We start from the raw sequence: 5,082 nt of genomic DNA on the forward strand, positions 1-5,082 counted from the left end.
TTGGCTGCCGATGAACAGTTTAATTTAACTATCTCTAACTTCATCCAAAAAATCCCGCTGCCCCCTTAACTGCTTGGCAATTTGCCTGAGCATTGGCCCGGAAAATTTCAAGCGAGTTGTCGCCTCAAGGTGAAAATCTTATGCAGCTATTTTCTCCTGGTTAGCCATCTCCTGGGTCGGTTTGTTTTGGGTTTCGGCATGATCCGGATTTAGATGCACGGTATGGATTCTGTTCCAGTTCCGGGTGTGTTGGCTCCAGCGCCGCGGATTTTGGCGGCGGGCGTCTTCATAGAGCGCTTTGCGTTGATTCAACAGTGCTGCGGCCAACCCCGCATGGCGCTGCGCCGGGGTCACAAAGCCAATGGCACTATGCCGGTGCTCGTGGTTGTACCAACACACTAAATCGGCTACCCATTCACGAGCGCGGCTCAGGTCGGCAAACGGTTGCAACGGGTATTGCGAGCGATATTTCAAGGTTTTGAACAGCGATTCCGAAAAGGGATTGTCGTTGCTGACCGCCGGTCGGCTGAGCGATGGCATGAAGCCAAGCTGTTGCAGGGTGGCCAGCATCGTGGCGCCTTTCACTTGTGCCCTGTGGGTATGGGGCTGCCGTTATCGGAATGCAGGATGACTTGCCCAGGTTGTAGCCCTTCGCGTAAATAAATATCCCGTAACAACTCGCTGGCGTATTGGCTGCTTTCTGCCTCAAATACTTGCCAGCCGACGATCCGGCAACTGAAAATATCGAGGAACAGGTAGAGATAGTAGAACTGGCCTTTGATGGCCGTGGGCAGATAGGTGATATCCCAGCTGTAGTAGATTGGGCGCGGTCGCGCTCAAGGCTTTGGATCTATTCTGGAATAAAATTAGCGTAAGTTATTGCTGTAGCATGGCATTTTAGGAGCTGCTCGGAACAAGCTGGAATTCTTGTTATTTTCCGATACAAAAGCTGCCGAAAATTTCACCCAACAGATCGTCGGAAGTAAATTCGCCGGTGATTTCCGACAGGCTGGTTTGCGCTTGCCGCAGGTCTTCGGCGACCAGTTCCGGTGCCTGATTTTTTAGTTGGTTGCCGGCGTTTTCGACGGCTTGTTGCGCGAGGCTTAAGGCTTGCAAGTGGCGGCGGCGGGCGATGAAGACGTTGTCGGCGGTTTCGCCGAAGCCGACGCTGCTTTTCAGGTATTGCTTCAGCAAGTCCAGGCCGGCGCCGGTTTTGGCCGATAGGTAAATCTCGTCCCGGTGTGGATGTTTTACGATTCGCGGTGCTTGTCCGGACAAGTCGATTTTGTTGAAAACCAGCGTGACATCGATGTCGGCCGGCAGTTCGTCCGGTATGGCGTCGTTTTCGCGGTCCGTGCTGTCCATCAGCAGCAAGACTTTATCGGCTTTTTCGATTTCTTTATGCGCGCGGCGGATGCCTTCCTGCTCGACGAGGTTGTCGCTGTCGTGCAGGCCGGCGGTGTCGATGATATGCAGGGGCATGCCGTCGATCTGAATGCGTTCGCGCAACACGTCGCGGGTGGTGCCGGCGATGTCGGTCACTATGGCCGCCTCGTGTCCGGCCAGCGCGTTCAGCAGGCTGGATTTGCCGGCGTTGGGTTTGCCTGCCAGTACTACGGTGATGCCGTCGTGCAGCAAGCGGCCTTGCCGGGCGGTGGCGTGTATTCTTTGAATTTTGCCGTGCAACTGCTCGATTTTATCGGCCACCATGCCGTCGCTGAGAAAATCGATTTCTTCGTCGACAAAATCGATCGCGGCTTCGATATACACCCGCAATTCGATCAGTTCGTCTATCAGTTCGTTGATTTGGTCCGAGAATACGCCCTGCATGGATTGCTGCGCCGAGCGCACGGCTTGTTCGGTGCCGCTGGTGATCAGGTCGGCGATGGCTTCAGCTTGAGCTAGATCGATTTTGTTGTTTAAAAAGGCGCGTTGACTGAATTCGCCGGGATTGGCCGACCGCGCTCCCAGGCTCAGCACCCGCCGCAGCAGCATATCCAACACCACGCTGCCGCCGTGGCCTTGCAGTTCCAGAACGTCTTCGCCGGTAAACGACGCCGGGCCGGGAAAAAATAGCGCCAAGCCGGAATCGATGACGCTATCGTCCGCATCGTAAAACCGGCTAAACAGCGCGTGGCGGGGTTTGGGCGTTTTGCGGGTGATGTGTCGGGCAATGTCGAGCGCGGCGGGCCCGGACATGCGGACGATGCCGACACCGCCGTTACCCGGCGGTGTGGCGATGGCGGCTATGGTGTCGCCGGTGCTCATCCGTTTCTAGTGATGGTGGTGCGAGTCTTCCGCCAGTACGTGTTTGGTGATGTACCACTGCTGGATGATCGACAAGCTGTTGTTGCAGATCCAGTACACGACCAAGCCGGAAGGGAAGAACAGGAAGAATACGGTGAACACGATAGGAAACATTTTCATCACCTGCGCCTGCAGCGGATCGATAGGCGCCGGATTCAGGCTTTGCTGAATTTTCATGGTGATACCGTACACAATCGGCAGCAGGTAGAACGGGTCTTGCGCGGACAGGTCCTGTATCCACAGCATAAAGTCGGCTTGGCGCAGTTCCACGGTTTCGATCAGCACCCAGTACAACGAGATAAACACCGGAATCTGTACCAGCATGGGCAAGCAGCCGCCCAACGGGTTGACCTTTTCCTTTTTATACATGGCCATCATTTCGGTATTGAATTTTTGCCTGTCGTCGGCATAACGCTCTTGCAGCTCTTTCAGCTTGGGCTGAATCTTGCGCATTTTAGCCATGGACTGGAAACTGGCTTTGGACAGTTTGAAGAACAAGGCTTTGATGAAGAAGGTGATGCCGAGAATGGCGACGCCCCAGTTGCCGATATAATCGTAAATTTGGTTCAGCATCCAGTAAATCGGTTTGGCGATAATGGTCAGCCAGCTGTAGTCGACAGTCAGTTCCAGGCCGGGCGCGACTGTTTCCATCATGGGTTGAATTTTAGGGCCGACAAACATTTGCGCGCTGAAAACCCCTTCGTCGGCGGGTTGTACGCTGACGTCCTGCGAGTAGGAGCCGATTACGAAGCGGCCTTCGTTGAGCGCTTTGGTGTAGAAATGGTTTTCCTGCTCGGCGGGTGGGATCCAGGCGCTGGCAAAGTAATGCTGGATAAATGCGCTCCAGCCGCCTTGGCTGGCGACATCCAGGTTGCCGTCGACCATGTCGTCGTATTTGACTTTTTGGTATTTGTCTTTCTGGGTATAAACCACGCCGCCGGAATAGGTTCTGATGAAGTTGTTGCCGCTTTTGTCGCTGTGTTCGACGCGTAATAGTTGATTGTATTGGCGGCCGGTCCAGGGTTTGCCGGACTGGTTGTTGACTTTATGCGCCACATCGACCGTGTAACTGCCGCGCTTGAAGGTGAAGGTTTTGGTGATGCGCAAACCCTGTTCGTTAGTCCAGGTCAACGGAACGTTCAGCTCTTCCTGGCCTTCCTGTAATTGGTAACTGGTTTTTTCGCTGTTGTACTTGGCATGATGGTCGGGCGCGCTGGCGGAGTCGCCGCTGGCAACCAGGCCGCTTTGGGCCAGAAACAGCTTGTCCGGGCTGCTGTCGAACAAGCGGATGGGCGACAAATCTCTTTGCGGTGCTTGCATGCCGATCAGTTCGTAAGCTTTGTTGACGTAGGTATTTTCTTTTTCGTGCGGGTATTGCAGCAGGTCCAGATTACGCAAGGTGCCGCCCTCCGGATCGATTTCCAGGGCAAATACGTCCGTTTTTACTGTAATGACATGTGAGCTTGGCTGGTCTGCCGGCTGGCTGGCTTCGGTTGGGCTGGGATTTGCGGATGAGGCTGTTTCGTTGCTTCCGGCTACCGAGGGAGTGTCGGAGACGATGGCTTGCGGTTTCGGGCCATAATCAATCTGCCATGATTCCCAAAGCATATAGGAAATCATCAACATCGCCATGACAAGTACAAATCTAATGTTATCCATTGTTTATTTACTCAATTTTTCTGGAACAGGATCGATGCCACCTTCGTGGAAGGGGTGGCATTTTAATAATCGTCGAAGCGTGAGGTAGGAGCCCTTGGCGGCGCCGTGCAGCTGGATTGCCTCCAGGCCATAACTTGAGCAACTGGGATAGAAACGGCATCTCGGTCCCAGGAGGGGGCTTATGAAGTATTTGTAAACCTTGATCAGGGTTATGAGCAGGAATCGCATCGATCTACCAATTTAAGCCAATGCCTTTCCAATGACTTCCTCAAAATTTGCACGTCTGCATTTGCTGCGTCACCGCGCGCCAATACCACAATATCTATATTGACAATCTGTTGTTTTTGTAGGCGGAAGCTTTCCCGGACAGTTCTTTTAATGCGATTCCGTGCGACTGCTTTTTTAATGGCTTTTTTGGCGATGGCCAATCCCAGCCGCGGGTGCGGCAAGGGACTGTTGATCGCGAGCACTGTAAAATATCTGTCGGTCGATTTTACAGGGTTTGCAAAGACATTTTTATATTCGGCGGGCGTCCTGAGCCGATATAAATCGGGAAAACCGAAGTCTTCGGCCGACAATTAGACTGTCAAGGAGGCGCGGCCTTTCGCCCTGCGCGCATTGATCACTTTACGGCCGCCCACGGTAGCCATTCTGGCACGGAAGCCGTGGGTTCTGGCGCGTTTAAGTTTGCTGGGTTGGTAGGTTCTTTTCATGGAGTTTGCCTTATTAAATAAAATGGATAAAAAAGGCTGCGGATAATACGTGAACGGCTTCAAGCTGTCAATTTGACTTGGCATGACCAAATTGGTAGAACATGAGTTAATGTATAAAAATAAGTGGGATTTTTCAACATAACAGCAGGAGTTTAGACGTGAACAAAGTTAACCTTTCGGTTTCATTGATGGCAGGCTTGTTAATGGCGGGGTGTGCGGCAACCACAGGTTGGACGCCTACCGTGGACACTTATAACGACAGAAATGCCTACCGGCTTGATCAGGATATGCGGGAATGCCAGCAATTGGCATCCCAGGCGGCGAGTTCTTTTAAAGAGACCGCCACCGGGGCCGCTGTCGGCGGTCTTATCGGCGCGGCGGGCGGCGCGGCTATTGGCGCGGT

At 53.3% G+C, this 5,082-nt stretch carries 7 protein-coding genes and 1 pseudogene; 1 reads left to right on the forward strand and 7 read right to left on the reverse strand.

Going from position 1 to position 5,082, the window contains the following annotated elements; genetic code table 11:
* Positions 1-138: 138 nt before the first annotated feature.
* The 7 genes from NP596_RS22115 to rpmH all read right to left on the reverse strand — a co-directional run bounded on the left by NP596_RS22115 (position 139) and on the right by rpmH (position 4,679).
* Positions 139-585 (reverse strand): integrase core domain-containing protein, encoded by a 447-nt coding sequence (locus NP596_RS22115; protein WP_371927983.1) that lies wholly within the window; start codon positions 583-585, stop codon positions 139-141.
* Positions 582-821 (reverse strand): DDE-type integrase/transposase/recombinase, encoded by a 240-nt coding sequence (locus NP596_RS22120; protein ID WP_371927984.1) that lies wholly within the window; start codon positions 819-821, stop codon positions 582-584. The genes NP596_RS22115 and NP596_RS22120 overlap by 4 nt, the downstream gene beginning before the upstream one ends.
* A gap of 109 nt (positions 822-930) precedes the next feature.
* Positions 931-2,268 (reverse strand): tRNA uridine-5-carboxymethylaminomethyl(34) synthesis GTPase MnmE, encoded by a 1,338-nt coding sequence (gene mnmE, locus NP596_RS19680; RefSeq protein ID WP_256617102.1) that lies wholly within the window; start codon positions 2,266-2,268, stop codon positions 931-933.
* A gap of 6 nt (positions 2,269-2,274) precedes the next feature.
* On the reverse strand, positions 2,275-3,966 hold the full coding sequence (gene yidC, locus NP596_RS19685; RefSeq protein WP_256617103.1) for a membrane protein insertase YidC: 1,692 nt from the start codon (positions 3,964-3,966) through the stop codon (positions 2,275-2,277).
* Between the two features lie 3 nt (positions 3,967-3,969).
* Positions 3,970-4,194: a membrane protein insertion efficiency factor YidD gene (gene yidD, locus NP596_RS19690; RefSeq protein ID WP_013820712.1), complete on the reverse strand. Its 225-nt coding sequence runs from the start codon at positions 4,192-4,194 to the stop codon at positions 3,970-3,972.
* A complete protein-coding gene (gene rnpA / locus NP596_RS19695; protein WP_256617104.1) occupies positions 4,176-4,544 on the reverse strand; it encodes a ribonuclease P protein component in 369 nt (122 codons plus the stop codon). Before rnpA ends, yidD begins: the two co-directional genes overlap by 19 nt.
* Positions 4,545-4,679, reverse strand: coding sequence for a 50S ribosomal protein L34 (gene rpmH, locus NP596_RS19700; RefSeq protein WP_256617105.1), 135 nt, complete (start codon positions 4,677-4,679; stop codon positions 4,545-4,547).
* A 158-nt stretch (positions 4,680-4,837) separates the two neighbouring features.
* On the opposite strand from rpmH, the pseudogene NP596_RS19705 reads away from it, so the two are divergent.
* Positions 4,838-5,082, forward strand: a pseudogene (locus NP596_RS19705) (hypothetical protein); the annotation flags it as partial.

Source organism: Methylomonas rivi (assembly GCF_024505165.1).
Lineage (GTDB): Bacteria > Pseudomonadota > Gammaproteobacteria > Methylococcales > Methylomonadaceae > Methylomonas > Methylomonas rivi.

Bases quoted from the DNA above. Each gene is read 5' to 3' on its own strand.
- mnmE (WP_256617102.1), bottom strand. From the start codon at position 2,268: ATGAGCACCGGCGACACCATAGCCGCCATCGCCACACCGCCGGGTAAC.
- rpmH (WP_256617105.1), bottom strand. From the start codon at position 4,679: ATGAAAAGAACCTACCAACCCAGCAAACTTAAACGCGCCAGAACCCAC.
- yidD (WP_013820712.1), bottom strand. From the start codon at position 4,194: ATGCGATTCCTGCTCATAACCCTGATCAAGGTTTACAAATACTTCATA.
- yidC (WP_256617103.1), bottom strand. From the start codon at position 3,966: ATGGATAACATTAGATTTGTACTTGTCATGGCGATGTTGATGATTTCC.